General features: G+C 61.8%; 32 protein-coding genes. 9 read left to right on the top strand and 23 right to left on the bottom strand.

The features are described from left to right. Positions 1-14: 14 nt before the first annotated feature. Genes rph through lpxK form a run of 3 tightly spaced genes read right to left on the bottom strand, consistent with a single transcriptional unit; the run spans position 15 to position 2,658 of the window. Positions 15-764 (bottom strand): ribonuclease PH, encoded by a 750-nt coding sequence (gene rph, locus NTZ26_02230; GenBank protein MCX6559311.1) that lies wholly within the window; start codon positions 762-764, stop codon positions 15-17. Further along, positions 761-1,663 (bottom strand): lysophospholipid acyltransferase family protein, encoded by a 903-nt coding sequence (locus tag NTZ26_02225; GenBank protein ID MCX6559310.1) that lies wholly within the window; start codon positions 1,661-1,663, stop codon positions 761-763. Before NTZ26_02225 ends, rph begins: the two co-directional genes overlap by 4 nt. Then, a complete protein-coding gene (gene lpxK, locus NTZ26_02220; protein ID MCX6559309.1) occupies positions 1,660-2,658 on the bottom strand; it encodes a tetraacyldisaccharide 4'-kinase in 999 nt (332 codons plus the stop codon). The genes NTZ26_02225 and lpxK overlap by 4 nt, the downstream gene beginning before the upstream one ends. 122 nt (positions 2,659-2,780) lie before the next feature. Here lpxK and NTZ26_02215 point away from each other — a divergent pair, with 122 nt between their 5' ends. Then, a complete protein-coding gene (locus tag NTZ26_02215) occupies positions 2,781-3,647 on the top strand; it encodes a hypothetical protein (GenBank protein ID MCX6559308.1) in 867 nt (288 codons plus the stop codon). Here the strand turns inward: NTZ26_02215 and NTZ26_02210 are convergent. The 3 genes from NTZ26_02210 to NTZ26_02200 form a co-directional block, all read right to left on the bottom strand. Continuing rightward, complete coding sequence (locus NTZ26_02210) at positions 3,644-4,249, bottom strand: hypothetical protein (protein MCX6559307.1); 606 nt, start codon at positions 4,247-4,249, stop codon at positions 3,644-3,646. The two genes, NTZ26_02215 and NTZ26_02210, sit on opposite strands and share 4 nt — an antisense overlap. Positions 4,250-4,442: 193 nt before the next feature. Next, complete coding sequence (locus NTZ26_02205; GenBank protein MCX6559306.1) at positions 4,443-6,821, bottom strand: DNA internalization-related competence protein ComEC/Rec2; 2,379 nt, start codon at positions 6,819-6,821, stop codon at positions 4,443-4,445. 19 nt (positions 6,822-6,840) lie between these two features. Beyond that, positions 6,841-8,067: a M20 family metallopeptidase gene (locus NTZ26_02200; GenBank protein MCX6559305.1), complete on the bottom strand. Its 1,227-nt coding sequence runs from the start codon at positions 8,065-8,067 to the stop codon at positions 6,841-6,843. Positions 8,068-8,282: 215 nt separating this feature from the next. On the opposite strand from NTZ26_02200, the gene NTZ26_02195 reads away from it, so the two are divergent. Then, positions 8,283-8,762: a methylated-DNA--[protein]-cysteine S-methyltransferase gene (locus tag NTZ26_02195; protein MCX6559304.1), complete on the top strand. Its 480-nt coding sequence runs from the start codon at positions 8,283-8,285 to the stop codon at positions 8,760-8,762. Between the two features lie 521 nt (positions 8,763-9,283). On the opposite strand, the gene eno is transcribed toward NTZ26_02195, so the two are convergent. The 9 genes from eno to NTZ26_02150 form a co-directional block, all read right to left on the bottom strand. Further along, the gene (gene eno / locus NTZ26_02190; GenBank protein ID MCX6559303.1) at positions 9,284-10,579 is read right to left on the bottom strand and encodes a phosphopyruvate hydratase; all 1,296 of its coding nucleotides are present in this window, start codon (positions 10,577-10,579) and stop codon (positions 9,284-9,286) included. Between the two features lie 48 nt (positions 10,580-10,627). Next, positions 10,628-10,954 carry a YtxH domain-containing protein gene (locus NTZ26_02185; protein ID MCX6559302.1) on the bottom strand — a complete coding sequence of 109 codons (327 nt, stop codon included), beginning with the start codon at positions 10,952-10,954 and terminating at the stop codon, positions 10,628-10,630. Next, complete coding sequence (locus tag NTZ26_02180) at positions 10,944-11,315, bottom strand: hypothetical protein (protein MCX6559301.1); 372 nt, start codon at positions 11,313-11,315, stop codon at positions 10,944-10,946. The genes NTZ26_02185 and NTZ26_02180 overlap by 11 nt, the downstream gene beginning before the upstream one ends. 58 nt (positions 11,316-11,373) lie before the next feature. Further along, positions 11,374-11,808, bottom strand: coding sequence for a PIN domain-containing protein (locus tag NTZ26_02175; GenBank protein MCX6559300.1), 435 nt, complete (start codon positions 11,806-11,808; stop codon positions 11,374-11,376). After that, positions 11,808-12,023, bottom strand: a complete 216-nt coding sequence (locus tag NTZ26_02170; protein ID MCX6559299.1) for a ribbon-helix-helix domain-containing protein — start codon at positions 12,021-12,023, stop codon at positions 11,808-11,810. The genes NTZ26_02175 and NTZ26_02170 overlap by 1 nt, the downstream gene beginning before the upstream one ends. Before the next feature lie 65 nt (positions 12,024-12,088). Then, a complete protein-coding gene (locus NTZ26_02165) occupies positions 12,089-12,382 on the bottom strand; it encodes a hypothetical protein (protein ID MCX6559298.1) in 294 nt (97 codons plus the stop codon). A 116-nt stretch (positions 12,383-12,498) separates the two neighbouring features. Next, complete coding sequence (locus NTZ26_02160; GenBank protein ID MCX6559297.1) at positions 12,499-12,714, bottom strand: hypothetical protein; 216 nt, start codon at positions 12,712-12,714, stop codon at positions 12,499-12,501. A gap of 5 nt (positions 12,715-12,719) precedes the next feature. Further along, positions 12,720-13,571, bottom strand: a complete 852-nt coding sequence (locus NTZ26_02155; GenBank protein MCX6559296.1) for a permease — start codon at positions 13,569-13,571, stop codon at positions 12,720-12,722. Between the two features lie 54 nt (positions 13,572-13,625). Beyond that, positions 13,626-14,054 carry a MarR family transcriptional regulator gene (locus NTZ26_02150; protein MCX6559295.1) on the bottom strand — a complete coding sequence of 143 codons (429 nt, stop codon included), beginning with the start codon at positions 14,052-14,054 and terminating at the stop codon, positions 13,626-13,628. A gap of 322 nt (positions 14,055-14,376) precedes the next feature. Between NTZ26_02150 and NTZ26_02145 the strand changes: the two genes are divergently transcribed. The 7 genes from NTZ26_02145 (at position 14,377) to NTZ26_02115 (ending at position 19,811) form a co-directional block, all read left to right on the top strand. Next, positions 14,377-14,673: a metalloregulator ArsR/SmtB family transcription factor gene (locus tag NTZ26_02145; GenBank protein MCX6559294.1), complete on the top strand. Its 297-nt coding sequence runs from the start codon at positions 14,377-14,379 to the stop codon at positions 14,671-14,673. A gap of 397 nt (positions 14,674-15,070) precedes the next feature. Then, positions 15,071-15,460: a DUF169 domain-containing protein gene (locus NTZ26_02140; GenBank protein MCX6559293.1), complete on the top strand. Its 390-nt coding sequence runs from the start codon at positions 15,071-15,073 to the stop codon at positions 15,458-15,460. After that, positions 15,453-16,247: a hypothetical protein gene (locus NTZ26_02135; GenBank protein ID MCX6559292.1), complete on the top strand. Its 795-nt coding sequence runs from the start codon at positions 15,453-15,455 to the stop codon at positions 16,245-16,247. The genes NTZ26_02140 and NTZ26_02135 overlap by 8 nt, the downstream gene beginning before the upstream one ends. 34 nt (positions 16,248-16,281) lie before the next feature. Next, on the top strand, positions 16,282-16,896 hold the full coding sequence (locus NTZ26_02130) for an FmdE family protein (GenBank protein ID MCX6559291.1): 615 nt from the start codon (positions 16,282-16,284) through the stop codon (positions 16,894-16,896). A gap of 63 nt (positions 16,897-16,959) precedes the next feature. Then, positions 16,960-17,580: an FmdE family protein gene (locus NTZ26_02125; GenBank protein ID MCX6559290.1), complete on the top strand. Its 621-nt coding sequence runs from the start codon at positions 16,960-16,962 to the stop codon at positions 17,578-17,580. Between the two features lie 52 nt (positions 17,581-17,632). Then, complete coding sequence (locus NTZ26_02120) at positions 17,633-18,397, top strand: sulfite exporter TauE/SafE family protein (protein MCX6559289.1); 765 nt, start codon at positions 17,633-17,635, stop codon at positions 18,395-18,397. A gap of 190 nt (positions 18,398-18,587) precedes the next feature. Then, positions 18,588-19,811 carry an alginate export family protein gene (locus NTZ26_02115; GenBank protein ID MCX6559288.1) on the top strand — a complete coding sequence of 408 codons (1,224 nt, stop codon included), beginning with the start codon at positions 18,588-18,590 and terminating at the stop codon, positions 19,809-19,811. A 32-nt stretch (positions 19,812-19,843) separates the two neighbouring features. Here NTZ26_02115 and NTZ26_02110 read toward each other — a convergent pair whose 3' ends face one another. The 8 genes from NTZ26_02110 to NTZ26_02075 all read right to left on the bottom strand — a co-directional run bounded on the left by NTZ26_02110 (position 19,844) and on the right by NTZ26_02075 (position 24,602). Beyond that, positions 19,844-20,776, bottom strand: coding sequence for a cation diffusion facilitator family transporter (locus NTZ26_02110; protein MCX6559287.1), 933 nt, complete (start codon positions 20,774-20,776; stop codon positions 19,844-19,846). Between the two features lie 77 nt (positions 20,777-20,853). Next, complete coding sequence (locus NTZ26_02105) at positions 20,854-21,483, bottom strand: ferredoxin family protein (protein ID MCX6559286.1); 630 nt, start codon at positions 21,481-21,483, stop codon at positions 20,854-20,856. Between the two features lies 1 nt (position 21,484). Further along, on the bottom strand, positions 21,485-21,820 hold the full coding sequence (locus NTZ26_02100) for a carboxymuconolactone decarboxylase family protein (GenBank protein MCX6559285.1): 336 nt from the start codon (positions 21,818-21,820) through the stop codon (positions 21,485-21,487). Further along, on the bottom strand, positions 21,807-22,571 hold the full coding sequence (locus tag NTZ26_02095) for a DUF169 domain-containing protein (GenBank protein ID MCX6559284.1): 765 nt from the start codon (positions 22,569-22,571) through the stop codon (positions 21,807-21,809). The genes NTZ26_02100 and NTZ26_02095 overlap by 14 nt, the downstream gene beginning before the upstream one ends. Continuing rightward, positions 22,564-23,013 (bottom strand): OsmC family protein, encoded by a 450-nt coding sequence (locus NTZ26_02090; protein MCX6559283.1) that lies wholly within the window; start codon positions 23,011-23,013, stop codon positions 22,564-22,566. Before NTZ26_02090 ends, NTZ26_02095 begins: the two co-directional genes overlap by 8 nt. After that, positions 23,010-23,723, bottom strand: coding sequence for a putative zinc-binding protein (locus tag NTZ26_02085; protein ID MCX6559282.1), 714 nt, complete (start codon positions 23,721-23,723; stop codon positions 23,010-23,012). The genes NTZ26_02090 and NTZ26_02085 overlap by 4 nt, the downstream gene beginning before the upstream one ends. Then, positions 23,716-24,147, bottom strand: a complete 432-nt coding sequence (locus NTZ26_02080; GenBank protein MCX6559281.1) for a hypothetical protein — start codon at positions 24,145-24,147, stop codon at positions 23,716-23,718. The genes NTZ26_02085 and NTZ26_02080 overlap by 8 nt, the downstream gene beginning before the upstream one ends. After that, positions 24,144-24,602 (bottom strand): glycine cleavage system protein H, encoded by a 459-nt coding sequence (locus NTZ26_02075; protein MCX6559280.1) that lies wholly within the window; start codon positions 24,600-24,602, stop codon positions 24,144-24,146. The genes NTZ26_02080 and NTZ26_02075 overlap by 4 nt, the downstream gene beginning before the upstream one ends. Positions 24,603-24,679: the final 77 nt, after the last annotated feature.

Raw genomic sequence — 24,679 nt, 5'->3', positions numbered from 1 at the left:
CTCCGAATGACGCCTTAACGCTCGCCGTAGGCCATAAAGAGAAGGCTCTTGTGCTTGAGGGCGTCCTTCTGGGCCTGGATGATCTCCCGGATGCCCTTGTCGGCCAGCTTGAGGAGCTCGCCGAGCTGGTGGCGCGAGAAGGGGCTGCGCTCGGCCGTGGCCTGGACTTCCAAGAGCTGGCCGCGGTCGGTTTGGACTACGTTCATGTCGACCTCGGCCGTGGAGTCTTCAGGGTAATCGAGGTCGAGCAGCGGCGTCTCCTTGACCAGGCCCACGCTGACGGCTCCGACGAGGCTGCGCAGGGGCATCTGATCCAGGTCCCTCTCATCCATCAGCTTTTTGAGGGCCAAGGCCAGGGCGACGCAGGCGGCGTTGATCGAGGCCACCCGCGTGCCGCCGTCCGCCTGCAGGACGTCGCAGTCCAGGATGATCTGCCGCTCGCCCAAAGCCCGCAGGTCGGTCACGGCCCGCAGGGCCCGTCCGATCAGGCGCTGGATCTCCTGGCTGCGGCCGGAGGGGCAGCCCTGGACGCGCTCGCGAACCGTTCGCTTTTCGGTGGCCCGGGGCAGCATGGCGTACTCCGCCGTCACCCAGCCCGAGCCAGTCCCCTTGATGAACGGCGGCACCTTCTCCTCGATCGTGGCGGTGGCTAGGACCCGGGTCCTGCCGCACTCGATGAGGGCCGAGCCGTCGGCGAAATCGAGGTAGTCGAGCTGGAAGCGGATCGGGCGGGTCTCGTCGTTCGGGCGGTCGTTGGCTCTCATGCGTCCTTCGTTTCATCCGCGGGCCTGGTGTTCCAGCGCTTGTGGATCCAGAGCCAGAAACCGGGCTCGCGGCGGATTTCCTGCTCGATCATCTTAGTGTAGATTTGGGTTGTTTTCAACACGTCCGCGTCCCGGCGGTCCGAGCGCGGAACGGTGAGCGGCGGCAGGATGCGCAGGAGATAGCGGCGGCCGCGCGGGACGCAGAAGAAGGGCACCATCGGGGCCCCGGTCTTGAGATGGAACGCGGCCAGGCCGGGTGTCGTGGCCGCAGTCTTGCCGAAGAAATCGACGAACACGGCTTGGCTGCGCAGGACGTTCTGGTCGACGACAAGGGCCACGATCCCGCCTTTGGCCAGGGCCTTCAGGATGGGGCGCCCGGCCCCCATCTTGTCGATGACCGCGGCCCCCATCCGGCGGCGCAGGCGGAGGAGGTCGCGGTCGATCAGGCGGTTGTCGAGAGTCCGGGCGATGGCGTGAAATGCCCCGAACTCGGACAATCGGGACGGCGACGCCTCCCAGTTGCCGAAATGGGCCGTGAAGACCAGCACGCCCCGGCCCGTAGCCAGGGCCGTTCGCAGGTGGTCGCCGCCTTCGACGTCGACCAGACGGCGGATCCGGTCCGCGGAATAGCCGGTGAACTTGATCGTGTCCAGGGCCGTGCGTCCCGCGTTGGCGAAGGCGGTGCGGGCGATCGCTTCCCGTTCGGCCGGGCTCTTCTCGCTCCCGAAGGCGACCGCCAGGTTGGCGAGGGCGATCTCCCGATGCCGTTTATCAAGCCGGTAGGCCAGGCGTCCCAGGCCGCGGCCGAGAGCCAGGGTGAAGGGGCGGGGCAGGAGCCGGACGAGGAGAGCGAAGGACTTGTAGGCGGCGAATCCGGCCGCATCCCCGGCCCGGCTCATCGGGCCGCACTCCGGGCCTGGCCGAGCCTCGCCCGGACGGCGTCGTAAAAGGCCGTCGGCAGGTCCAAGCCGATTTTTAGGTAGAAGGCCGGAAGGCTTGTCGCTGCCTCAAGCCGGCCCCGCAGCTTGGCCGCGTCCTTCTCCGTCGTGATCAGCCGTCGACAACCCGCGGCCCCGGCTTCGGAGGCGATCCGGGCCAGGGCCCGGTCGGGATAGGCGTAATGGTCGGGGAAGCTGATCCGGGCCGCCGGGGGCAGGCCCAGGGCTTCGAGAAGATCGAAAAATCTCTCCGGCCGGGCGATCCCGCTGAAAGCGAGAAACCGCTCTCCGGCGGCCGAGGACGGGACGGCCGGCGTTCCACCGCCCAGCGGCACCAACCCCTTGGCCGAGGTCGCGCAGGGGAAAAGCAGGGGTGTCGCCGCTCCCCGGACGGTCCGCAGGCGGGGAGGCGCCCCGGCATGGAGCACGATATCGGCCCGGCGGAGCGCGGAGGACCCTTCCCGGAGAATTCGGCCCCGGCTTGCATCCTGCAGGACGATGTCGAAGTCGCGGGCCAGCCGTAGATGCTGGAACCCGTCGTCGAGAACGGCGACGTTAAAGCCGGCCGCCGCCGCCCGGCGGCAGGAGGCCAAGCGGTCGCGGCCCACATAGACCCCGGCCCGCGGCGTATTCAGGGCGGCCATGAAGGGCTCGTCCCCGGCTTCCTCGAGACCGGCCAGGAGCGATTTCCCGTCGGAAACGACCCCGCCTATCTTCTCCCATCCGCCTTTGTAGCCGCGGCTGACCAGCGCGGGGCGGAAGCCTTCTTCGAGTAAAAAGCGCAGCAGATCCAGGACCAGAGGGGTTTTCCCCGATCCGCCCAGGGCGATGTTGCCGACGCTGATGACGGGGAGCGGGGCCGCGGCGGCCCGCCGGATGCCTCCGGCGTAGAGCGAGCGCTTAGCCCGACAGACCAGGCGGGAGCCCATGGAATAGAGGAAAAGAAGCGCTCTCATCAGGCTTCATGATATAACACGAGCAGGCGTTTTTTAACAGGTTTTCCTCCGGCCGGGGCCCGCTTTACTCCCTCCCCGGGTTCCCATATAATTCGGCTTGTTCCAGCCCAGGAGGTACGAAAATGAAGCGTCATCTGCGCCTATTCGTCGCGGTCGGCCTCGTCGCCCTGGCCGCGTTCGCCTGCCAGAAGAAGACTCAAGTCCAGGGGGTCGGGCTCGGCGTCTCCTTCGGCGAGGCGAAGCTCTCCGACAACCTGATCACCGACGTGGTCTACACCTGGAAGACTTCGGGCGATTTCAAGCCCCTGGATAGGGATTACAGCGTCTTCGTCCATTTCTGGCACAACGCCAATCTCATCGTCCAGGACGATTACGTCCCCGACGTGCCCACTTCGAAATGGGAGAAGGGCAAGGAATACATCATCCGTCGGCGGGTCTTCCTGCCCAAGTTCATCGACGAGTTCGATCCCTCCTTCAAAGGCGAGGAGACCCTCCGCCTGTCGGTCGGGTTCTATAACCCCTTCGATCGGACCGGGAACGCCCAGCGCGAAGTCCTGTCCAAGAAGCTCAAGGTCACCCCGCCGCCCCTCGGGACGCCGGAAGTCATCTATGAGAGCGGCTGGTACGACCTGGAATCCGATCAGAACTCCCCCCTGAAGCAATGGCGCTGGACGGCCAAGGAAGCGGCTTGCGTCGTCGACAACCCCAAGCGGGACGCTTTGCTGGTGATCCGAGGCGGGACCAACAAGGAGATCGTCAAGGACCAGAAGATCTCCTTCCGGATCAACGGCCTGCCGTTCGACGAGTTCATCCCCCAGGAAGCGATCTTCGAGAAGACCTATACCATCAAGAAGGAGATGGTCGGGGACAAGGACGAGTTCATCCTGACGATCGCCGTCGATAAGCCGTTCGTTCCGGCCAAGGTTATCCCCAATTCCAAGGACGGCCGCGAATTGGGAGTTATGGTTGGGCTGATCTATTATCGCTAGGGCTTCTTGATCCAGATCGGAGCCTGTTTGGCCGAGGCGGCCTGGTTGAGGAACTGTTCCAGCGCCGCCTTGGCCTTGGTCGCCTCGGCCTGGGCGTCCTGCAGCTTCTGATAGGTTTCCGCGATCGCCTTCTGGATCTGGTCTTTGCTGGCCATGCTGTTGAAGGTGAAAAACTGCTGATTGAGCGCCCTCATCTTGAGGTCCAGCAGCTCGGCCCGCTCCTGGGCCTTATCATTGGCCGTCTGCAATTCCGATTTTTTTTGGTTGAAATCGACGGCGGCCTCCGATAGGACTTCGGCCCCGGCCTTGGGGTCCGGGACGGCGCTCGGCGCGGCGACTGCCGACGGGCGGGGCTTGTCCCCCGGCGCGATTCTTTCTTCCGCGTCGGCGGCGGGCGCCCCTTCCCGGACCACGACCATGGCCGCCTTCTTTTTGGTCCGGCCGAGGTCGGCGTTGGTGACGACGGTCGTCGTGCCCTTTTTGGCGGCTTCCCGCCGTTCTTTTTCCTTCTTCGCGGTCTCGACCATGCTTTGCCCGAAAACGCTTCCCGCGGCCAATAGGACCGCCAGAAGCCAGGTCGTCGCCTTGCGGGTCGGGAGCATAAATCGAGGATAGTCCCCGCAGGTTGGCTTGTCAATCCTCGCGACGACCGGCGCGGCGCTAGTCGTTACGAGGACTGCAAGGCTCTGTCCTCGCGGTGACCGTCGAAGCGAAGTCACGTCGAGGACTGCGAAGCGCTGTCACCTCGCGACGATAGGCGAAGCGCCGTCATTCGCGATAACAAGGGTCGTGCTTCTATGGCGGCCGCGCCGTTTTAACCGAGATCGTCTCGCCATTTAAGCTAAATTCCACGGCTCCCTGAAAGTCGGTCCGAAGGAGTCGGGCCCCCGTCCGCCCCAGCCGGCCCAAGGCGTCGGGGTGCGGCAGCCCGTAGCGGTTGCCCCGGCCGGCCGTGACGACGGCGAGGCGGGGCGAAACCGCGGCCAGGAATTCCTCCGAGCTCGAGGTGCGGCTGCCGTGGTGGGGAACCTTGAGCACATCCGAGCGGAGGCTTTTTCCCGTGCGGACCAGGCGGGATTCGACACCGGAGCCGATGTCCCCCGGCAGCAGGAACGAAGTTTTGCCGTAAGTCAGGCGGATGACGAGCGAACGGTCGTTCTCGTCGCCGCGGGGCGGCGCCGGGCCTCCCTCGGGCGAGAGGACTTCGATCTCGGCTCTCCCGAACCGGCGGATCGTCCCGGCCGCGAGCTTCCACCGGGCGGCGCCGGCCAACGCAGCGTCGAGCGTCTCCGCCTCCTCGTCGCGGGCTCCGCCCGGCGGCTCCCAGAATTCGCGGACCTTGAAATTGCGGGCCACCGTCAGGAGCCCCCGACGATGATCGGGGTGGTCGTGCGTGAGCACGACTAGGCCGAGGCGGCGGATATGTCGATCCCAGAGAGCCGGCGAGACGACGTTTTCCCCGATATCGAAGGTTCCGAAGGCCGAGCCGCCGCCGTCGATGAGCATCGGTTCGGTCCCGGGCGCCTCGATCAGGATTGAGTCGCCTTGCCCGACGTCGAGAATCGTGACTCGAAATCCGGACGAGCGGATCGGGAACGGGACGAGCACGACGAGGGCCGTCGCGCAGGCGGCGGCGGCCGCGACAATGCGGCGGTGGAAGCGGGAGCGCGCCGGCACCAACAAGGCCAAAAACGCCGCCGCGTAGGCGGCCATGAACCAGCCGGAAAGCGTCGGGACCCGATAGGACAAGAATGGGACGCCGTCCAAAAGGCCGAGGGACCGAATGAAAGCGGCCACGAGGGGCTTCAGTACGGCCGCACCGAGCCTGGCGACACCCGCTCCCAGAAGACCGAGAGGCAGAAAGACATAGCCTGCGGCCATGATGACGCTGACGAGCGGGACGGCGATGAAGTTGAGCGGGATCCCGGAGAGCGCCACCCGATGAAACGCGGCGACCGTCAGGGGGAGGACGCCGATCTGGGCGGAAAAAGAGAGGGCCGCGGCTTCGGAGAGCTTGAGCGGCAGCCGGGGCAGGCGTTTCAGGATCGGCCCGTAAAAGAGCAGGATGGCCAAGGTCGCGGCGTAGGTCAGGGTGAAGCCTTGATCGAAGAGCTGGAACGGATCCGCGATCAGGATGAGCAGGGCGCTCAGCGCCAAGGTGTTGAGCAGGCTGACGTCCTTCCATAGTAGGCGGCCGCCCAGATAGAGAACGGCCATGACGACGGCCCGCACAACCGAGGCCCGGCCTTCGACCAGGAAGGCATAAAAGACGAGCAACCCGATCAGGACCATGGACGCGGCCCGGTCGGATACCCGACAGGCCCGCAGAACGGCGAAGAGGAAGACGGCGATGATGCCGATGTGGGCGCCCGAGATGGCGATCAGATGGAACAGGCCGGTTTTCTGAAGGGATCGCGTCAGCTCCTCGCTCATGCGGCCGCGTTCGCCCAGCAGCAGGGCCTCAAGGACCGCGCCTTCCGGACGAATGCCGCCCGGCAACGCCGGGTCGGAGAAGCCGGTTCCGATGACGTCCAGGAAGGCTCGCCGCAGGGAGGAGATCAGCCGGCGCGGCGACCAGCCCGGAGCCGAGGACGTTCTTTCGATGAGCAGCCCGCTCTTGACGGCGGCCAACAGATTGAGACCTTGGGTCCTTAGATACCGCTCCGAGAACGGCGGGCTGAAGTTCGCGAACTCCCGCGGCGGCAGGACGGTCGCCGCGAGACGCAGGCGGTCGCCGACGCGATAGATGCGGAGGCGGCCCGAGAACGGAGTCCGCGGCACCGAAATGCGGGCCAGGCCGACAACGGACACGACCCGGCCGGCGGAGACGGCCCGCTCCGCGCGCAAGATGAGCTGGTCGCGATCGATCCCGAGCGAAGGGGTCTCGGCGAGGACGCCGGTCAGCTCAATGGCCGACCCGGCCGGGAGTGCCCGCAAAGGGTGGCCGGCGAAGCGGGCTTCCGTCTCTGCCAGGATGGCCGCGCCAAGCGTGGTGCAAACCACAAGCGCCCAGACTGCGGCCCGGATCTCGCGCCGCCTTCGGTATTCCCGCCACGCGAGCCCCAGGGCTGCGACCGCGAGGGCGAGGAAGATGACGGCCGGGCCATGAGTCGCCTCCCCGATCCAGACGCCCGCCAAAAAGGCGGAGGCCATCGGCAGGAAGGGGGAGGACATGGTGACGGCGGGCCGCCGGTCAGCGCGGAACGGCGGCGTTCTGCCCCTGCCGTTCCAGGCAGTCGAGCAGCATATGGACCATCAGCTTGATGCCGATCGTGATGGTTCGTTCGTCCGGGTTGAAGCCCGGAGAATGGAGCGGAGCCAAAGGCCCCAAGCGGGGATTGCGGCTCCCCAGCAGGAAATAGAGGGAAGAAGCGCGTTGGGCATAGCGGCCGAAATCGTCCGAGGCCATCTGGGGCTTGATCTCGACCAGCTTATTCTCGCCCAGGGCCTCGTCGAAGGTCGGACGCATCATGGCCAGGAGCTCGGGGTGGTTGTAAACGGCAGGGATCTCCGGTTCGAAGGAAAACGTTGCGTCGCCGCCGAGCGCCTGGGCGATGCCCTTGGCCAGGGTCTCCATCGCCCGCGGCAGACGCTTGCGGCTGCTTTCGTTCAAAGTCCGCAGGACGCCGTCGAAGGCCACCCGATCGGCCACCGTGTCGGGGCGATTTCCGCCCTCGATGCGGCCGATCGAGACCAGGGCCGGATCGGCCGGGTCGGTTATCCGATCGACAAGGGTCTGCAGGGCGGTGATGATATGGGCGGCCAAGACCACCGCGTCGGCGCCTTCGGGGGATGAAGACGCCGCCGGGCGGCCGCGGACCAGGACATGGAACGAGTCCGAGGAGGCCAGGAAAGGGCCCGGCGCCAGGAAGGCCTGTCCCTGGACGTCGGTGGACAGCCCCAGGCCGAAGACGGCCACGACGGGCGGGTTGTCGAGGACGCCTTCCTTGATCATTAGCGCGGCCCCGCCCTCATCGGTCCCGGCGGACTCGGGCGTGCCCGGCTGGAAGATGAACTTCACGCCGCCGCGGAGCTGATCCTTGAAGGACGAAAGGACGAGGGCGGCGCCTAAGGCGATGGTCGCTTGGATGTCGCGGCCGGAGGCGTGCATGATGCCAGGATTGAGAGATTTGAAGGGAACGTCGGCTGTCTCCTGGACCGGATCGGCTTCCAGTCCCGCCCGCAGGGCGATCCAGGCGCCGGGAAGGTTGCCGCGCAGGAGGCCGACCACACCGGCCCGGCCCGAGCCGTTGCGGACTTCCAGGCCCAGCGATTGCAGCCGGCCGCTGATCAGCTTGGCGGTCTCGCTTTCGTCGCCGGGGAGTCGGGGATTCATGTGGATGAACCGCCGGATCTTGATCAGATCGGCCCGGATCTTCTCGATTTCCCTGTCAATGTCGCCGGCCGTTTTCTTGTCCACGGGAAGACCGGGACGATATAGAAAACAGACTGATAACAGTAGGAATATCAGTTGTTTGCCCTTGATGCTCATGACCGCATATATTAAAGTCTGGCGGCGTTTTTGTCAAATTCGTCCCCCGTCGCGCAAACCCTGGCAAACAAGCTGCCGCTGGTGTAACCTTGGACCCTCTTCCCGGGCCGGAAGCCCGGGAGCGGGATGCGAGGACTACTGGGATGGACGCTCCGAAACAGGCTTTTTATCATTCGCCCATCGGGCTGATCCGGATCGAGGCCGTAGACGAAGCCGTGACTGGACTTGATTTCATGGATCAGGAATCGCCGACCTCCGCTCGCCTGCCCGGCGTCCTGCGCGACGCGTTACGCCAGATAGAAGAGTACTTCCTGGGCCGAAGGACCAAGTTCACGCTGGCCCTGCGGCCCGCGGGCACGCCATTCCAGCGGGACGTCTGGAAAGCCTTGGTCCGGATTCCCTATGGCCAAACCGCATCTTACAAAGATATTGCTGCGGCCGTCGGCCGGCCCGCGGCCGCGCGGGCCGTCGGAGCGGCCAACGGCGCCAACCCCATCTCTCTCCTCATCCCCTGCCATCGCGTGCTCGGCGCAGACGGCCGCCTGACCGGTTACGGCGGCGGCCTGTGGCGCAAAGAGTGGTTGCTGCGCCATGAGCGAGGCGGCCGGCCGCTGTTCGGGTAAAAAGGGATCTTTGCCCAATTCCGGGGAGGACCGTTCGGGGTGTCGTCCCGGCAACGCTTTGGTCGTCCTCGTTACGACCGGCGCTTCGCTCGTCGTCGCGAGGGCGGCTCGGGTTTTTCACGCTTTTTTACGTTACTCTTCTCGGCGCCTCCAGCGCTTCGCAGTCCTCGTAGGGACGTCGCTTCGACAATCCCCGCGAGGGCGGAACTCCGCATTCGAGATCTCCCGGTCTTGGAGATCACCCTCTCCGTTTCGATTCCGTCAGATGGTCGCGTGCTCAAACAGCCCTCGGCACATGCAGCCGAAGGCGCTATCCAATCCCCGCCTTCGAAGGCGGGGTAGGGGTGGTGATATCAATGAGAATAAAAGTGTTGTGCGCCTTCGGAATAAATAGCTTTATCCTCGCGATTTCGCCGTCGGCCGACACCCCGAACCGTCTAATCTCCCCGGAATTTGGCGAAGAGCCAAAAAAAGCCCCGGCCGCGGGGCCGGGGCTTTTTAAATTACTCGGGTTCGCGAAATCAGCGCAGGTACTTGGCGAAGGGCTTGGTGCCGGCGTAGACGGCCTTGGCGCCAAGCTCGTCCTCGATTTCGAGGAGGCGATTATACTTGGCCACCCGCTCGCTGCGGCAGACCGAGCCGGTCTTGATCTGGCCCGTGCTCAGCGCGACGACCAGGTCGGCGATGAAGGTATCCTCGGTCTCGCCCGAACGATGGGAGATCACCGCAGTGTAATCGTTGGCGTGGGCGTAATCGACCGCCTCGATCGTCTCACTGAGGCTGCCGATCTGGTTAAGCTTGATCAGGATGGAGTTGGCGATGCCGCGCGCGACGCCGTCCCGGAAGCGGGTCATGTTGGTGACATAGATGTCGTCGCCGACGATCTGGATCTTGCGGCCGAGGGCCTCGGTCATGGCCTTCCAGCCGTCCCAGTCGTCCTCGGCCAAGCCGTCTTCAATGGAGACGATCGGATATTTCTCGATCAACCCGGCGTAGAAGGCGATCATCTCGGCCGAGGTCCGGACGGATTTGTCGGACCTTTTGAAGATGTACTTGCCGTCGGCGAACAATTCCGAAGCGGCGGTGTCGAGCGCCAAGAAGATGTGCTTGCCGGGCGTGTAGCCTGCTTTCTGGATGCTCTCGACGATGCAGTCGAGCGCTTCCTCGTTCGACTTCAGGTTGGGAGCAAAGCCGCCCTCGTCGCCGACCGACGTGCCGTAGCCCTTCTTTTTTAGAATCTTCTTGAGATTGTGGAAAACCTCGGTCGCGGCCCGGATGGCCTCGGCGAAGGTGGGCATACCGGCCGGTGCGATCATGAATTCCTGGATGTCGACGCTGTTGTCCGCGTGGGCTCCGCCGTTGAGGATGTTGATCAGAGGGACGGGCAGGGTGTAGACCGGCTGCTCCCGCAGGGAGGCGTAGAGGGGCTTGCCGGCCGCTTTGGCGGCGGCATCGGCCGCGGCCATCGATACGGATAGGATCGCGTTGGCGCCCAGCTTCGTCTTGAGCGGGGTCCCGTCCAGGGCCAGCAGGAGGGCATCGATCTCGCCCTGCTTGGCGGCGTCCATCCCGCGGAGCTTGGGGGCGATGATGTCGTTGACGTGGCCGACGGCCTTGCGCACGCCTTTGCCCATGTAGCGAGCCGGGTCTTCGTCGCGAAGCTCGAGAGCCTCGTGGGTGCCGGTCGAAGCCCCGGAGGGAACCAGGGCCTTGCCCACGGCCCCGCCCTTGAGGACGACCTTGGCGGCGACGGTCGGGTTGCCGCGGGAATCGAGGATCTCGCGGGCTTTGACGTCCAGAACAGTCGTGTCAGTCATGGCTTTACACCTTTCTTGGAAATGAGTCGACGAGAAGCAGGGAGCGGGTCAGACTTTGTCGGCCCCGTCGTCGGTCAGGTTCTCGGGCCCGCGCTTGAGATACTCTTCTTTCTTCTTATCGATGAATTCGCGGATGGCGTCCAGGCCTTCCTGGGTCTTCTCCCGGACAACCTTGATGCCCTTCTCGGCTTCTTTGGCGATCTTTTCGAAATTATCCTTGGCCTTGTCGCCCGTCTTCCCGACTTCGCCATGAATCTTCAGGCGGGTTTCCTTCCCGCTGGCCGGGGCCATCAGGATGCCCGCCAGATACCCGGCGGCGGCGCCGACGACGAACGCGAACAGGACTTCGAGTCCGGATCCTTTGTCATGCGACATCAGTAGTCTCCTTGCTCTTCTTTAATGATTTGATGATGAAGCGGGCCGCGGGGAAGATGAACGGTAAGTACTTGCCCGGAAACGGCAACATCTTGGAGGTGAGCCGCAGGGAAGCCTCGGACAGGCCCAAGGCGGCCTTGCGGGCGACCTTGATCGTGTCGCCCATCTCGTCGACCCGGTTCTTGACGACGAGCTCCAGCTCGCTCAGGTTCTTGGTCAAAGCCCGGACTTCGACCATGGTTTTCTCGGCCTCGACGGCGGTCCGACGAAGCTGGATGAAAAGCTGGACGAGGAATACGACGGCCACCACGGCGGCGATCGTCAGGATAATGAACAAGATCTGGTTCAAAGTGAGGGACATAGTACATTAAATTTAGTGGAAAACGGGGGATTTGTCAATTCGGCCCGGAGCGGCCGGTTCAGGCGGTCGGATCGACGGGCTCGAGGAAGGCGAAGCGGTGGAAGTCCGTATCGCGGGTGTAAATACGGCGGATCCCATGCTCGCGCATAAGGACGGCTGTATGCGCGTCGTGAATAATATTTCCGCTTAAGAGCGGCGCTTGAGCCAGAACCTGAGCCAAGACCGTGGCGTGCCTATCCGTCGGCGTGAGCAGCCCGAGAGAGGGGGTGACCAGGAGCGCTTCGATAAAACTCCAAGCCTGGTCTGCCGAAAAAGGATGCCGTAAAATCCTTGGATGGGTCACGACCCGGAGAAATTCGTAGACAACCCCCCATGTCAGATACCAAACCGAGGCCTGCGTTCTCCATTCCGCGATCCGCTCCTTGCAGGCCCCGTGAAACGGCGAATCCGTATCGGAGGCGTAAACGAGGATGTTCGTGTCGACGACGAACATCAGAGGTCTTCCATGGCGTCATAGAGGGCGTTGCGGTCGGCGATATCCACGAGTGCGTCGCCGCCTTGAAAAGTCGGGAGTGGAGGGAGCTCGATTCGAGCGGGTTGTCTGCGCAATAGGAGTCGAATGGCGGATTCCACCATTTCGGACATCGTCGTCCCCCGGCGTGCAGCTTCTTGTTTCAAGCGTTTCATGACGGAGTCGTCGATGTTCAAAGTGGTTCTCATGCATATAAGCATATGCGCGATATGTTAATATGTCAAGAGCTTTGGCGCCGCACCTACCACCAATCGATCACCGATCCGCCGCTCTCGAAATAGTAAGGGCTTACCAGCATATTCATGCTGCCTTCGCGAACAACCATGAAATCCTTGATCTTGAATTTCTTCTCGGCGTGAATATCCTCCACGGTCCTGTTCAAGGGTGGGATCGGTCGGAACGGGTAGAGCTTCTTGAACACGGCCTCTCTCTGGTCGTCGGGGATGATGTAGACTTCCACTGAGCCGTCCGGCACGGCGACCTTACGGGTGGGGAAGGGCAGGCGCGGATCGCCCATCAGGCGCGGATCTGGCATGGAAAACCTCCTTGCTTTAAGGCATCACTTGATAGACGTCCAATAGCCGGAGTTTTCTCAGTGAACAGAAAAAAGAGAGTTAATCCGCGCGGCCGTGTCGAGGAAGAATCCCGATCTTACCCGCAGCAGCAGGGCTTTTTGTCTTTCGGGGCCTGCTCGTTATTCTTATCTTCTTTTTTCTCCTCGGGCACTTCTTCGATCACCATGCCGCCGCAGCACGGGCTTTTCTTGGGCTTTGAGCGGCCGGTCAAACGAGCCAGCAGGCCATTCTTCTTGTCGGAATTTCTCACGATCTTGTTGCTCCTTCTCGGAAAAATCTCTATCGTTGCCATCGACTTTATATCAGTATATTGAAAGCCAAGCCCGAAAGCACGGCCATGATGAACACGCTGACTATGAAAGCGATAATGATTTTCTTTTTGAATATGCTTCCCAGCATCGTCAGCTCGGGAATGGCGATCCCCGCTCCGCTGATGATCAAGGCGATGACGGCGCCGATACTCGCGCCTTTATCCATCATGGCGAGTCCGATGGGGATGGCTGATTCGACACGGATGTATAGCGGCATGCCGATCAAGGCCACGATGATTACGGCAAACGGCTTATCGGCCCCGGCGACTTTGGCCAGAAGAGCTTCAGGGAGATACCCGTATATGGCCGCCCCGACCCCGACGCCAACGATCATGAAGATCAAGACCGACTTAAAATCGCGCCAGGCTTTGAGGAAGGCGATTTTTAGGCGGATCGTAAATCGCCTAGGGGCATCCTCGTTTTGTTCCCGGCCGACCTTCTTCAATCGAACGTTTTTGATTTGATCGGACCACCCCAATTTATCAACGACGACGCCAAAAACGATCGCAAAAACGGATGTCAAGATAAGGAATCCGACGGCGACTTTCCAGCCCATAAAAGTGATTAGCAACGCGAAAACGAGGGGATCCATCAGCGGCGAAGAAATGACGAAAGACATCACCGTGCCGAAAGGGACTCCGGCCTGGATGAAACCGAGGGTCATCGGGACGGTTGAACAGGCGCAGAAAGGCGTCACGGCCCCAAAAAGCACACCCAAAATATTTCCCCAAAGGCCTTTGCCGGACATCCATTTTTTGAGCTTGTTCTGCGAGATGTACGAGAATAACAAAGCGATGAGCGTGCTGATGCCGATGAACAGAACTACAAGCTCGCCCATGATGGTCAGAAAGTATTTGATCGTTGAAATCAACGTGTTCAAGAATTCTCCCCTTTACCTCTTTCGGACGGCCAAGGCCAGCGTCTTCAATGCCCGTCGGATCTGCTCCACTTGTTCGGACTCCATCTCTTGGAGGATGGCTTTAAAAAATCGCGTGTACTTCGCGGCCGCTTTCGATATCGCTTTCGTCCCTCGGGCCGAGCATGTGACGCAGCAGACGCGCCCATCGCGAGGAGACGTTTGGCGAGTGACATACCCCCTGTCTTCCAAACGGTCGATGATCCGTGTCGCTCCGCTTTTCGTGAATTTTAAAGCCCTCCCAATTTCTTGAATGGTGAAAGTGCGGTGCTCGTGGATTTTTTTTAAAGCCATAAACTCAACGAACGAAAGATCGTCGCAGCACGCTCCGTTGATCTCGCGGCTGCCGAAAAGCAAGGCGATTTCCTGCGCGGCGTCGTAAATATCGGCTATTTTATGGTGCATCGTCCCGCGCTCCCGGCCGCCACAATAGTTGACATTAGCAACTATATTATATGAGGAAACATCCGTGAGTCAATCGGCCCCAAGTCAGGAGACGCTCTTTCGCGCATTTCTTCTCAGCGAACCGTATAAGCCTTCGGTCTTCGGCGAGACATCTCGGAGGGCCTCGCTTCGAGTGAAGATCCGCAGCATGGGGCCGCTCGTCGTCGTTGGCAGCCAAGGCCATTCCCTCGCCTTCGGGAAAGCTTGCCCAACGATTGATTCCTGACAGTTGACAATATGGCCATAATGCCATATATTATCTCCAGGCAAATTAGAGGAGCCCATGAGAGAAAACACCATCTTCCGCATTCAGGCCCAACTGCTGAGAGCCCTAGCCAATGAGGCGCGGCTGAAGATCGTGGATCGCCTGGCCCGTGGCGAGTGCTCCGCGGGACAACTCACAGAAATTGTCGCCTTGGACCAGTCGACTGTTTCCAAGCATCTGGCGCTGCTCAAGGCCCACGGAATCGTGCGTGATCGGCGGGACGGAAATGTCGTTTATTATAGACTGCTCACGCCTTGCGTTTTAAACTTCTTCGCCTGCGCCACCCGTGTCTTAGAGGAACGTGCGGAGCTGTGAGGGCTTTGAGGGAGGTCGCTCGAACGCTCGCGGAGAATCCTCATGGATAACCCAGCCGCGGCGAAGCGCTTGGGGGAGATTCTGAGAATCGACACCAAACCCGTCGCTGTTTTTCTGCTGGGCCCTGCAGGGCCGCTCCCGGCCGCTTCGTTCAAGAGTCTCACGGGCCTTCGCTATTGCCAGCTTCTTATGCGTGCCCGGCATGGCGAATCCGTCTTTCTCGTCCCGGACGAACTCGCTTGTCCGGCGGCTGCCGCGGCTTTCGGTTTTCGACCGCTCCCGGAGGGGCTCGCTACCGGCAAGGGGCTCGTCGGATTCGGCATCGTTGATGATCCGGGCACGGGCAAGAAGATGTTCGAAGGCATGCCGCGTCTTGAGGCCGGGCGCGTGAGGCTGATTGCGGCGGCGCCCCCTCAGCGCGGTCCAAATCATCCCCGACGTGATTGTAGTCGAAGGTCCGCCGGAAGCTCTCATGTGGCTCACGCTCGCCGACCTTAACGTGGCGTGTGGCGAGCGCCGCCGCGGCGACACCGCAGTTCTCCAGGCGACCTGCGTGGATGCGACCATCATCCCCTTTCTTGAACAACGTCTCAATTTTTCTTTGGGATGCTACGGCTGCCGCGAAGCGACCGACCTCGGGCTTCACGAATCCGTTCTTGGCTTTCCGGGGGCGCGGCTCGGCCTGCTGCTTGCCGCACTCGAGTGTCTAGCGAACAAGGCCGTCGGGCGCTCCCGAGCGAAAGCGGTTTTCCAGAATTTTAATAAAAAGGAGAATCCGCATGGATAACGCCGTGAAACCGACCCCCAGGGAATGGCTGAAGGCCGTTTTTCCGTCTGGGGCCAAGATCTATTTGAAACGACGGGCGGCAATCATTCTTGCCGTAGCTTTTGTTTTGACCAGCACCGTGGTCGCCTCCGGCCTATCATTTGACCAGCGTGTGTCAGAGGCTCGGCGGCACATGCGGGCGGCTTGCCAAGCGGTCCAGAAGATCGCCAAAGCGGACGCGGCCGAGCGGTCCGGGATCAAGGAAACCGCGGCCGGGGAGGCATCCGAAGCCGAAAGGTTATGGGCTGAGCTGGCCAAGGAATATGCTGCGTCCGTGCCTGAAGGCTACACCGGGGACCCGGCCTGGGTCCAGCGGCTGGATGACATTCGGCTTAACATCGCCCGGATGGGAAAAGAAATCTCAACGGCCCAATGGCGGCCCGCCTTCCTTTCCTGCGCCCATGCTTGTAGCCTGCTGGCGACCATGCATGAAGCCAACGGGGTGACCCTGGCCATTGATGCCATGTCCATCCTGCGCAAGGAGGTCGGCTTGGCCCGAAGTTTCATGGCCGTGGGACAGCCACAGAAAGCCCTTGCTTTGGTTAAAGACATCCTTGCCGCCAGGGACGGCGTTCTGCTGGCGCCCCCGCTGGTCACGTCAGGCCGGGATGCCTACCGAGAAGCGTTGCCGCAACTGTCTCTCGCCGTCGATGCCCTGGCCGAAGCCGCCCGCGACGGCGCGGAGATCAGGTCAAGCCTCGACCGTCTGGCTCCGCTCGTGGAGCGTCTCTATGAAATGGCGATCTAAGCGGTCACTAATCAGATGAAAGGAGAAACCACGCATGTCGACTGAAATCCATCAGCTCTATGGGCCGCCCGATTGGGCCTTCACCTTCCATGGGCATCGCTGCCCATTTATGCCGCTCGGTTATCGGATGGGCCTTCTGGCTTTGAGGGCCCTCGGAACGGCCCGCGAGAGGGACCACACCCTCCATGTGATTTGCGAGCTCGGAGAGGGCCATCCCCAAACCTGCCTGATGGACGGCATCCAAGCCGCCACCGGGGCCACCTTCGGCAAAACGCTCATCGAAAAGACCTCTTGGGGCAAGCTGGCGGCGACTTTCTGGTACCCCGGTAAAACTTCCGAGAGATACGCGCTTAAGGCCGGATTCATCGACGAATTCGGGAAACACGAGTTCTTTGCCTATCGCAAGCGCGGCGTCGAGCCGTCCGGTATTCCCGCCTCCGTGACCCAGGAAGCCATCGATTGGACGCTGTCCCTGGCCGACGAAACGATCTTCTCGGTCGAGCAACGCCCCGATTTTCGCTACCAGCCCCCCAAGGGTTCCTTCAACAAGTCTCTCTGCTCAAAATGTGGGGAGTATGTCTTCGAGCGCTATGTCCGCTACCTGGACGGGAAGCCCGTCTGCATCCCCTGCTCGGGCTATCTGCGTTGAATCGAGGGGGCTGCGGACGAATCCATCCGTGGAGATTTTCGAAATAGATCAAGGAGAATAACCATGATCAATCCAAAAGATTACTACGAACAAGGGCTCATGCTTCACGGCCATAAGTGCCCGGCCATGCCTATGGGCTTGCGCGTCGGCGCCGCCGCTATGAATGCTCTGGAAGTTGAGCGCGCCCAAGACGGCCAACTTCTTGCCCTCATCGAGCTCGGCGAGGACCATTGCGCCACCTGTTTTGCCGACGGGGTTCAGACGATTACGGGGTGTACGTTCGGCAAGGGCAACATCAAGAAGCTCCACTTCGGCAAATGGGGCGTCACGTTGGTCGAGACGTCGACCGGACGCGCCGTCCGCGTCACGCCGAAGGCCGAGGCCATGCTGGCCAACAAGCAAACGGATTTCTTCAAGGAATATCGGGAGAAAGGCATCCCGGCCTCCAAAGTTCCGCCCGAGGTTGTCGAACCGCTCGTCCAGCGGGTCCTGGCCGCTTCAGATGCGGCCCTTCTCTCCGTGGGGCCGGTCTTTAAATACATCATTCCGCATCGGCCGCACTCCTTCTCGAGCTTGGTCTGCGACGGGTGCGGCGAAATGGTTGTGGAAGGCTATGCCCGCATCATTGGCGGCAAACAAGTCTGCATTCCCTGTCAGGAAAGACTGACCGGAGCCAGGGACTGATGGTCGCGTTGGCCGTGGCATCAGTCGGGGCGCACAGTCTTTGGGGTTTGCCGTGACGACAGCTCATCTCGTCGCATTCTTTGCGGTGCTGGCCGTATCGGTCGTGTTTTCCATGTTCGGCAAGGGCGGCGGTTCGCTCTACACGCCGGTTCTTGTCCTGCTCGGCTACGGGGTTGGCTCGGCCATCTCCACGAGCCTCTTTTTAAATCTCGTGACCGCCTTGGTCGCCACCATCGTCTTTGCGCGGAACAAGCTCGTGGACTTCAAATTCTCCTCGGTCTTCCTCCCCGGCACCGTCGCGGGTTCCGTCCTGGGGGCGCTGCTCAGCAGCCGGGCTCCCAAGAACCTCCTGCTCGGCATTTTCTCCGTCTTCCTCTTCGGCGTGGGCGCCCTGATGATCTTTTCGACCAAGCGCGAAACCCAACAGCCCGTGAGGCGCCTGTCGTTGCGCTTGGGGGGGACGATCATCCTCTTCTCCTTCGCGGTCGGAGTTTTGTCCAGTCTGATCGGGGTCGGCGGCGGCCTCATCATCTTTCCTTTCCTCGTTCTTTACATCAGATACTCCGCCCAGAAGGCGGCCGGCGCGAATGCCTTCATTGTCACCATTAGTTCCATTGTCGGAAGCGCGGGCCATTTGGCCGTCGGTCACATCGAATACGTGCTGATCGGCGTAACGGCGATCGCGGCCGCCCTTGGATCCGCCGTCGGTTCTCACGTGACCGTCAAGGCGAGTCCGTCGTTCGTGAAGGTGGCATTTGCTTTCATCATGTGGTTCTTCGCGGTCGAAATCATCCTCCACTTGCTGAAAGTCATATAGGCGTTTCATGACCGCTCGAAGACGCGAGCCGAAGTCGCCGTCGGCGCGCCTGCGGGCGCTGCTGTGGGCCGTCGGGTTCGTTTTATTCATCCAGCCGATGCTCGCTCGGGCCGAGGAGGAGCGGCCGGCGAAGCCACTCCCCAGCCCGGCTCAGTTCTGGTCTCATCTGAAAAATATGCGAGTTGGGCCCTTGATTTTTGATTTCGGCGGGCAGGCGAGGATAAGATACGAATCCGACGACGGGTTCACTCTTAAGGGCTACGAGCCGGGAGGGCACGATCGGCTTCTGCTCGAACGGGTCCGGCTGGACTTGGCCGCCCGGTTCAAAGAGGGACCTCGTCTTTTCCTCCAGCTCCAAGATGCCCACGCGTTCCTCACCCGGTTCACCGATGATGATTTCCCCCAGAGCAATCCGATCACTGACACGCTGGACATCCGCCAATTTTATGTTGAGTGGTTGCGCATAGGCGGAAGTTCGATCGGATTTCGTGTCGGACGGCAGCAGATCTCATACGGCGACCAGCGGGTCTTTGGGCCTGGCAATTGGGGGAATACCGGCCGCTTCGCCTGGGACGCGGCGATGCTGAAGATCGACGCCCCGGGGGTATGGATCGACGCCTGGATAGGCAAGTATCTGACGTACAAAGCCGATGTCTGGCCGAACCATAGCATCGACCACTTCCTGACGTTCGTCGGCTATGGGCACGTCAAGGAGCTGCCGTTCCGCCTCGATTTCTACTATGTCTTCAAGCGCGACAGCAGCGGAAAGGTGGCGGGGGAATCGGGCCCCGGCAACCTCCTTTCGCACTCGATCGGGCTTCAAGCCGAGGGTCAGGCATTCGGCTTTCTGGACGCGAGCGCAACCTTCACCGCGCAGCTTGGACGATATGGGAAAGACACCCTCCGCGCGTTCGGCGCGAGCGGGAAGCTCGGCGTTACGCTGCCGGTCGCGGGGAAGCCCAGGCTTGGAGGGCAATACACTTGGGGCTCGGGCGACTCGAACCCTGCGGATGGCGTACACGGGACTTTCGACGGAGTGTATGGAGGGCGCGACATTTATTTCTACGGGTATTTGAATCTTTTTTTCTGGGCGAATTTGCGAGACGCCGAGCTTGATTTAAGCCTCGAGCTGGAGCGCCATCTCTTGTTCAATGTCGAGTACCATCATTTCAACCTCGATCAGGCGTCCGATGCTTGGTATACGACGGGACTTAAAGTGCAGCGGCGGGATCCCTCCGGTCGCTCGGGAACGACACTCGGCGACGAGCTCGACTTTCGCGCGACCTGGACGCTTGGCGGCCACCTCGAATTGATGGGCGGTTATGGCCGATTCTTCCCCGGCCGCTTTGTGAGAAACACGGGACCTGCGTCACCGGCCCATTGGCCCTTCATTCAAGCCGCCTATTCCTGGTGAAAGCGGCCCCTTCCCTTGACGATGGAATGTGTTTACGGCTGCGGGCCGGATGCCCCGCCCTGGCCGCAGTCGCCGCATTCAAACTGAATCGTGACATGCCGGATGTTGAATTCTTTATCCAGACTTTTTTTAAGCGCGTCCATGATCACGGCGGTTCGGCTGAGGAACTGGTCGTCGATCACGACATGGGCGCTGAGGGCGATGTAGCCGGGCGCGACCCTCCAAACGTGCAAGTCGTGGACTGCGATAACGCCCGCCATTCGCCGCAGGACATCAGTGATGCCGGACGCGGTCATGCCTTCGGGCATGCCCTCGGCCAAGACGTGGACGGATTGCTTGAGTATGCGCCCCGAGCTGAGCAAGATGAGCAGTCCGATCAGCACGCTGACCAGCGGGTCCAGCCAGAAAGCCCCCGTGATCAGGATGGCCAGGCCGGCCCCGATGACCCCGATGGATGCGACGGCGTCGCCGATTACGTGCAAGAAGGCCGAGCGGGTGTTCAAATCGTTCCGGTCGTGTTTGTGCAGGGCCAAGGCGACAACGAGGTTGACGGCGAGTCCCAGGACGGCGATCACCAGCATCGGACCCGCCGATATGGGGGCCGGGTGGCGAAAGCGGCTCCAGGCTTCCCGCAGGATCTCCACGGCGATGAGGAGCAGCGTCGCTCCATTGGCCAGGGCCGCCAGCACTTGCAAACGGTGGTACCCGTACGTGTGGCGGTCGTTGGGGGGCAGGGCCGCGGCGCGAATGGCGAGGTAGCTCAAGCCGAGGGCAAAAGCATCCAGGAAGACATGGGCCGAATCCGAAAGCAGGGCCAGGCTGCCCGTCCAAAATCCGCCGATGAATTCGATCAGGAAAATCAGCCCGGTGAGAACAAGGGAAAAGACAAAACGTCTCTCTTTGAACCAGGAGGCATGCCTCTGGGTTTCAGAAGGGGGAAAGGACTCACCGTTCGGTAGATTCATTATATTTTATCCCGGCGGATTTTAGTTCGGGCGCCTATTCTAACGTATGGCAGTCCGGTCGGATGCCGGCCCGGCTCCTAAAGCTTATTCTCGCTGACCAGAGTTAATCCGTTGCGGCGGATCAAGTCGCGCACCGCCGGTAAGAAGTCCTGGATATCTTCTTGTTCGGTCGAAGTGGCATCGAAGGACATGAACGAGGGCGTTTTCTGTCTCGCGCCTTGCACAGTAGGCACGTCCATGCGTACGTTGATGAAGTCGACGGGCTTTTCCTTAATCATTTCCTCTAGTTGAATCAAGAAGCGCTTGTCGCCAAACTCCCCAGCCACTTCGAAGCGCACGCGCGTCGTCAGTTTGGCCACGGCGTCTTCCGCGGCCGCTCGGGCTTTGGCCGCATCTTGCTTCGCCTTCTTCTCTTTGGCTTCTTGGTGCACGACCTTGAATATCTTGTGTTCGCGTTCCAGCTTCCAAATCATGTCGTGGCCCGGGAAGCCGATGGCCTGCACCGGGCATACCGTACCGCAGGTGCTGCAGCCGACCATGCAATTCATGGCCTTGACGGGTACGGCTTTGTTATCCCTCATTTCATAGACGCTCCGTCCACAAGTCATGTAGCACAACGAACAACCGATGCAGGCGTCGGCGTCCACGGTTGGAAACCAGGGGATGTCCTTACGGGGAATACCATGCCACGTTTCGTCTTTTGCCATTTCAAACCTCCTTCCGCTGATCAAGCAGCCATTGCATGGCCTCGGCTGCGGTGTCGTTGACCGTGGCGGATTTCATGAGGCGGGCGGTCATCAAGGCTTCGGCGATCTCCGCTTCGCTGGCTCCTGCGTGACGGGCCTGCTTGACCCACATGAGGGTGCACGTGCTCGATTGGAGAGCCGAAGCGACTCCGATACCGATCAGCAACTTGGTTTTTGCCAAGAGGGCTTCTGCCTCCGGGTTATCCATCACCGCAGCCCGTTGGTCCATGTAGGTTTTAGCCGCGATGGGCGAAACCTCGGCCAGGATTTCGATCGGGGACTTGTCATTTTCCTTCATGAGAATTCTCCTTTTCTTGATGATGTTGATAGACGGCTTTAGCCCGGGATCTGGGGATCGCCTTCTCCTGAAGAGCGCGGAGAGCGGCGACGATGGCCGGCAAACGATCGCCCGGGAATCCCAGGACCGCTTCCCCGGGCCTCAGGTCTGTCGCCTCGCGGCAGCCATAACAGCCGAGGGAAAAGTTCAGCCTGCGCTCGAGGTATGGTATGACAACAACGTCGACGCATGTAGCTTGCAGGACAGCCGTGTCCGTGCGCCGTCGAGCGCCGCCCTCTAGATCGAGATCGGCGAGGGCTACCCACATCAGCGATTCCGGGGGGCCTTCCAAAACAATAACGTCGGGCGGTGACGGCGCGTCCGACAACGGGCATGCTTCCAAGGCCTGGAAGGCACCGGAGGGCAGATGCGGCATGCCCAGGAACATATTCCGGCCCGTCGCCGCAGATCGAACGATCCCGAAACCGACGAGCCCGGTCCCGTCGGCCAAGCCTTCCGGAAGGGGCTTGAATCCGAAGGCAGCCGCGGCCGCCGGACAGGTGCAATCTCGGCCCTCGAGCCGGACGGACTTGCCGTGTCGGGCATGCATCAAGGCTTGGCACCAACGGTGCGATTCGAGTTGCCGGAATCCGGCCTTTTCCGGTTGCTCGGTTTGGGAGGGAATGAGATAAACGGCGACCGGTTTGGTCGGCAAGGCCGTGAGGATGCGAAGCTCATTTCCGAGGGCGGCCGACCAGGGGGCGTCACTCATAGAGGAATTCGGTTTCGATGATGACCTCGGACTTCACGGAATTGGCGATCAGGCTGTACTTGCGGGCCGCGGCCAGAGCCTTCTCCGCGCGGGCGGAAACGATGTCGAGGCGCTCGCCCTTAAGGCCGATCCGGATGCGGGGCTTAAGCCGCAGGGTTGTGAAGGTCTCCGTGCGGTCCAGCTCAATGAGCTTGGTCCCTTCCGCCCGGCACTCAAAGGACAGGAGGTCAAGCCGGAACCTTTCGCAGGCCCATAGGAACATCATCATGACGCAAGTATTCGCGGCGGCGACGAAAGCGTCCTCGGGGGTGAGGACGCCGGGGTGGCCCTGCGCGTCCGGCGGAGCCGAAAACGGCATCTCCGGCCCGTTGCCCAGGCGGAGATGCCCCCAGTGCTCACCCGTCCACTTTACGTCGGCATGATAGACGGCCGTCAGACTCATGGCTTCTCCTTGCGGGTTCGGGCTTCGACTTCCAGGCTAAGGGCATCCCGCCAGGCCGCCTCTTCCCCGGCCGGGATCTCGTTATAGACGGCCACGCGTGCTAAAAGGTCTCGGAGCCCGGTTTCATCATCCTGGCCGCCGGATCCGAAAAACTCTTCGAAGATTGCGGGCAGGGCCAAGACTTCGACCCGGCGGCCGGCGATCTGCAAAGGTAGGACGGACAGGCCGGATCCGCAGGAGCAAACGACTGGAGGCGTGCCGGCGGCCGGCTTTTGATCGGCCCGGCGGGGACCGCGCCGAGAAGGGCCCAAAACTCGATCCACTTCGGCTTGCAGGATTTCGGCGACGGCTTCCACCGCCTTTTCCCCGGCTTCGTTCAATCGCCGGCGGCCGGCGATCCCGGTGATGCCCTTGGCTTCAGCGATCTCCGTTACGACGAGGCTTGAGGCAGGCTTGGCCGAATATCGCTCGGTGGCCTTGGCCGCGCATCGCAGTCCGCAGCCGTCCACGGTGATGGTGGGATAGAACCGGGCGAAGGTCCTCTCTCCTTGGCCGCCCGCCAGAAAGAGAGGGAGGCACAACGTGACCGTCTCGCTGGGGCGCGTCTCGTCCAGCACTTTAAGGGCCGCCAGCCGGGTGACCGTCCCTTCGGCCAGCTCTTCGCCCGAACAGGCGATAATGCCCGCCTTTTTTTCGGGAAGCTTAGGCATGGGGTTTCTCCGAGGCATCCGCCGCCGTTATGGCGTCCACGACGGGAACAAGCTCATCTGCCAGGGCTCGGGCCAGGGCGCAACCCGCCGGATTGAGCGCGGCGACGCCCTCGGGCTTAAGGGCTTTGTGCCGCCTGTAAACCTCCTGAACCGCGACTTCCTTGACGACTTGACCGCCGTTCTCACGCACCGTCTTGGCGGCGCAATTCAGCTTGCAGCCGTCGATGGTTACGGCCGGGCAAGCCGCGACGGCCTTTCGGGCATCCTCATCGCCCATGACCAACTTAGCTAGGGCGACCAGGAGAGTCTTTTCGGGGCGAAGATCCTCGACCAGGTCATATCCTGCCTCACGGGCGACCGACCCGAACGACTTGCCGATGCCGCTGCAAGGCACGACGACCACTTTCTTGCCGGCGCCGCTCATCGGGATCGGACCTCCGCCTCGGCCAGGCCCTTCATGTGATCGAAGTAAGCGGCGGGCGACATGAGCCGGGAAGCGAGAGGGTCGTCCGCGGCGACTTCGATCATGGCCAGCCAGCCTTTCTCATAAGGGTCCTGATTGATAAGCTCAGGCGTCAATTCGAGATCGAGATTGACGGTGACGATGGTTCCGGCGACCGGAGATGTCAGGCTGAGATTGGCCTTGACCGTCTCAATGGTCCCGATCTCGGCGCCGATCGTCAGCAGCGTCCCTTCCGGGCGGATCAGGGCAAACGTCAGGTCCCCGCTGTGTTGTTGAAGGAAATCCGTTAAGCCGATGCGCCAGCGGTTCGGCTGGACTTCGGTTGTCGCTTGAAACCAGATCCCCTCCGGGGTGAAGATGCGGTCGGTCGGAACCCGAAAAGTGAACTTGTCGACCGTTGTTGCCAGGAATTCCATGTGTTCCTCCTTGTCGGAATCAGGAGCCCGACCGGACATTACCGCGAAGGCGGCTCCCATTCGGCTCAGCGGTTCTC

It is taken from the genome of Candidatus Aminicenantes bacterium (genome assembly GCA_026393855.1).
Classification (GTDB): Bacteria; Acidobacteriota; Aminicenantia; order Aminicenantales; family UBA4085; genus UBA4085.
This window is presented reverse-complemented; position numbering and strand designations above follow the sequence as displayed.